This window comes from Microcystis sp. M53603_WE2 (genome assembly GCF_030065435.1).
Genome location: NZ_JASJFF010000188.1, coordinates 1 through 3,296, shown reverse-complemented (window position 1 = coordinate 3,296; position 3,296 = coordinate 1). Strand labels below are relative to the sequence as shown.

The window sequence follows — 3,296 nt, the reverse complement described above, 5'->3', positions numbered from 1 at the left end:
TCTTAAGTGAGCAATATAAGCGGCAAAAATAAATAAAGGATTGCGTTCTTCTTGATTAGTTCCCGTGCCAAAATTATTGTGATAAGCTTCCCGATAACCGGTGGGCAGTAGATGGGGTGAACGGGTGGCGATCATATCATAATTATTCCAAGTGGCCACACTATCAATATTGTAGGGATTCTTATTACCATTTTGGCTGCGGCCAAATTCATCGCCCCAGACAGTCATGGGAACACCGCGAGATAAAAATTGAATCGTCCAAAAGTTGCGTAATCTTTGGCGACGTAAGGCCTGATTACCGCCAGAATCCCAAGAATCGTTATTATTATTGCCGCCATCGGAAGGACCAAAGGGCCAGGGAGTGAGGTTATTTTTATGGTTATAACTGACCAAATCCATCAGGGTAAAACCATCGTGGGCAACAATAAAACTGATCGATTTTTGTGGTCCGCCTTGGTCGTTAAAATTGTGATAATCTCCGTTCACCTGTTCGATGAATTTAAAAGTATTACCATCTCCCTTTAAAAAACGCCGAATTGCATCGCGATAACGACCATTCCACTCGCCCCAACCCGATGGAAAATTCCCCACCTCGTAACCCCAGATATCCCAAGCTTCGGCGATCATTTCGGCATCGTATTTCTTGCCTAATTGCTCGATATTTTCTAACAAAGGATGTTTAGGAAAGAATTGTTTTTGCTTGTGCCAATCTTCTCGTTCATGACTAGAAGGAGTTCGACCGAGGACAGGGGCCAGATCAAAACGAAAACCATCAACTCCCATGGTTTCTAACCAATAGGTGAGGGAATCAAGAACCAGATTACAGGTGACAATATGGGAAAAGTTTAATTGATTTCCGCAGCCAGTGGCCCCATCAACTAGATAATGTTCGTCGCTGAGTTGATAATATTCCACCACATCAAAACCACCAAAACTAACAAATCCGGTGACATCGTTGCTGCCCCAATTGCCCCCTTCTCCGGTGTGATTATAGACCACATCGAGATAAACTTCCATACCTTGGTCGTGGAAAGCTTTGACCATGGCCTTAAATTCTCTGGTCGGTCCCCCGGGGGAGCGATCATAAGCATAACGGCGATCGGGGGCGAAATAACCAAAGGTCATGTAACCCCAATAGTTACCGCTGGGGCGATCGTCGGGGTTATTATCGTTAGCGGTTTCTTGGACCGGTAAGAGTTCGATCGTGGTAAATCCTAGCGCTTTCAGGTATTTGGCCATATAGCCGGCCCCTGCATAAGTTCCTCTGTACTGGTCGGGAACGTTGGCCACTTCCTCAAAACCTGTAATTCCCTTGAGAATATCTTCTAAACGACTAGCGGAGGGGTGATTGCTTAAACCGCGCACATGGGCTTCGTAAATGATCGCTTTTTCGGCCCCCAGACGGGGACGAATCCCGGTGGAAGTTCCATCCGGTGCGATCACAATGCCTTTGGGCGACCATTTACCCGTATCGTATTGCCGCCGGATCACTCCTTTGTAGTCCCCTTCTCCCGTGGCATAGATTCCCGCATTTTCTCCGGCTGCGATCATGGCCAGGGTTTCAAAGTCGTGGGAAAGTTCTCGCGCGTAGGGATCGAAGAGGACTTTATTGGGGTTAAAACGATGGCCAAAATCGTCCACATCTGCCCGAAAACCGGCGTTACTGTGGCCTCTTTGCCATTTTTGATCAAATTGCCAATTGGGACCCCAACAGCGAAAAGCGTAGTAACTGCCGTGGCCAATACCGGCGATTTTTGCCCGCCATATATCATCATTGGGGTTTTTTGTCAACCGGTAATCATACTTAGCGTTTTCTCCCGTCGGGCGCTCGTAGATTTCCAGAAGAATCTGACTGGCATTTTTAGAATAGACGGCAAAGGTGACACTATCGCCCCGATAATGCGCCCCGAGGGGATAAGTGACATCGGCCCAGAGATGGCTATCTAGGGTGGCATAATTACCAGATTGGGGATGATTTTGACCGATCTCACTCTCCGATTTCATAAGTTTAATAAATCTCAGATTATGACCGTCTAAAGTCTAGATTTAGTATACTCTTGAATGTAAATTTTTATGACGAGATTCAACGTTTCTGGGCTTAATTCATTGACTTAGTTGCTCAAATAGTTGAGGATGGGGGGGGGCTGACATAGGAATAACTTTTAGCTGCAGAACTTAAGCATCTCATAAAGTTGCTCCTCCCGACAATCCTCTATCTAATTATGAGAATCAGACAAGCTGGAATCCAAAAGGCAAACAAGTCAAGGTTTATACGCAATTTTCTGCCGGTGCAACCCCTGGCGATCAAGACTTTGCTAATTACTATGAAACGACAGAGCCAGGACTCAATACCAGGAAATAAACACCATGAAATTAGAAGACATCATTCAACAAAACCTTGTTAAACCCATTGATTCCTTAGCAGGAGACTCGGAACTTTGCCGAGAAGTTCAGACCCGTTTACAAGTTTTCGGATTACTTCCTGCTAATGGGGTTGATGGTATTTATGGATCCCAAACAAAACAAGCCTTTGAAGAATTCAAACAAAAAATCAAAGAAGGCGAATTGGATACCTTGGGATCATCTTCGGCGAAATTTTTACTAGAACTTAAAGAATTACCAGGGGGTAATAATTTGATCTCCAAAACTCAAGCCGAATTTATCTATGGTAATGTCATTAGCGATGGACAATTAGCAGACCTCAATTCTTGCTTAAATCGCTTTGACATTAACACTCACCCCCGAATGTGTCATTTCTTAAGCCAAACTGCCCATGAAAGTGGAGGCTTGAAATGGATGAAAGAACTGGGTAGCGGTGAGGAGTATAACGGACGGAAAGACCTGGGCAATATTGAGCCGGGAGATGGTCCCAAATATAAGGGAGCGGGCGTTATTCAACTAACGGGACGCAGTAACTATCAAGCTTTTGCGAATTATATTCATGATCCGAAAGTGATGGATGGAGTTGACTATGTTAGTACCACCTATCCTTTTACCAGTGGCGGTTTTTGGTGGCATAACAATAACATGAATGCTCTTTGTGATCGCGGTGCAACGGTGGAAGAAATCACCCGACGAGTCAATGGTGGTCTTAACGGACTAGCTGATCGTCAGGCTTACTACGAAAAAGCGATCAAAGTTTTTCCTGTTTAGCAATGCTTGTCCTACAGGTTTATCCTCAAATAGCTGTTCTGGTGCTAATTTTTACACCTCTAATGATGGGGTAAATTGGGGTCAACTTAATCAAGTTAAAAAGAGCGGTCATCCCTTTTTTGTGAAATTTGTGTTGTGACAAT

At 44.6% G+C, this 3,296-nt stretch carries 2 protein-coding genes; one reads left to right on the top strand and one right to left on the bottom strand.

Annotated features, from left to right (window positions below; all coding sequences use genetic code 11):
• The coding region (locus PX481_RS03975; protein ID WP_288093740.1) for an isoamylase at window positions 1–2,004 on the bottom strand (2,004 nt) is incomplete at its 3' end.
• 363 nt (window positions 2,005–2,367) lie between these two features.
• Here PX481_RS03975 and PX481_RS03970 point away from each other — a divergent pair.
• Entirely contained in the window at window positions 2,368–3,153 is a 786-nt protein-coding gene (locus PX481_RS03970) for a chitinase (RefSeq protein ID WP_288093739.1), read from the top strand.
• Window positions 3,154–3,296 lie beyond the last annotated feature (143 nt).

What these genes read in the sequence shown, in the direction of transcription:
- PX481_RS03970 (WP_288093739.1), top strand. Translation starts at nt 2,368, where the DNA reads ATGAAATTAGAAGACATCATTCAACAAAACCTTGTTAAACCCATTGAT.